This is a genomic window from Oleiphilus sp. HI0043, assembly GCF_001634935.1.
This window is the reverse complement of the sequence record NZ_LWEY01001137.1, coordinates 1-859: the sequence shown is the minus strand read 5'-3', so window position 1 is coordinate 859 and position 859 is coordinate 1. Positions and strand designations below refer to the sequence as shown.

The following is an 859-nucleotide window of genomic DNA, read 5'->3' as shown; positions in this document are numbered from 1 at the left end:
ACAACTTGGTAAATGGAGTTCAAAAGTTCTTCGTAAACTTGGAATATCTGATAATGTTAGAGTTCATACCACTCTTTTAGGAGGAGGATTTGGTCGTCGACTGGAGCAGGACTTTGTTACCGAAGCTGTCATCATTGCAAAAGAGTTCAACTTTCCGGTTAAATTACTCTGGTCAAGAGAAGAGGATATACAAAATGATTTCTACCGACCTTATTCATCTCACCGTATAGAATCCCAAATAGACAAAGGGAAGATTACTCACTGGAGACACACAGCTTCTGGGGCGTCAGAGGGGAAAATAAGTGGTGGTGCCATTGACTTCCCATACGATATTCCCAATCGGTCACTCTATTTTCAAACGCTAGATCACGGTATCCCTATTGGTTCTTGGCGCTCCGTTGCCTATTCAAATCATGTTTTTGCAACTGAAAGCTTTATAGATGAAATAGCTCACTACGAAAACACAGACCCTTTTCTCTTTAGACAAAATTTACTTCGACACGATGACCGTTCAAAGAGGCTTTTAGAAAAGTTAAAAGAGGTAAGTAAATGGAACTGGCATCTTAGCAAAGGAGAATATATTGGCATCGCCTTTAATAGAGGGTTCGGAAGCTATATTGCATTAACAGTTCTGCTAAACAAGAACAAAGAAGGCATTACAATTACGGAAATCCACTGTGTCGTTGATTGCGGCACCGTTATCGACCCAGACTCAGTGACAGCTCAAATAGAAGGCGGAATTCTCTATGGATTAAATGCTTCGTTAGGTCATTCAATCACAATACAGAACAACCGCATTGAGCAACATAACTTTGATGATTACCCCCTGATTAAAATAAATGAAACACCAAAAATATAC

At 39.7% G+C, this 859-nt stretch carries 1 protein-coding gene; it reads left to right on the top strand.

Annotated elements, in window-relative coordinates; all coding sequences use genetic code 11:
* On the top strand, positions 1–859 hold an 859-nt coding region (locus A3729_RS12755), incomplete at both ends, for a molybdopterin cofactor-binding domain-containing protein (protein WP_156497935.1).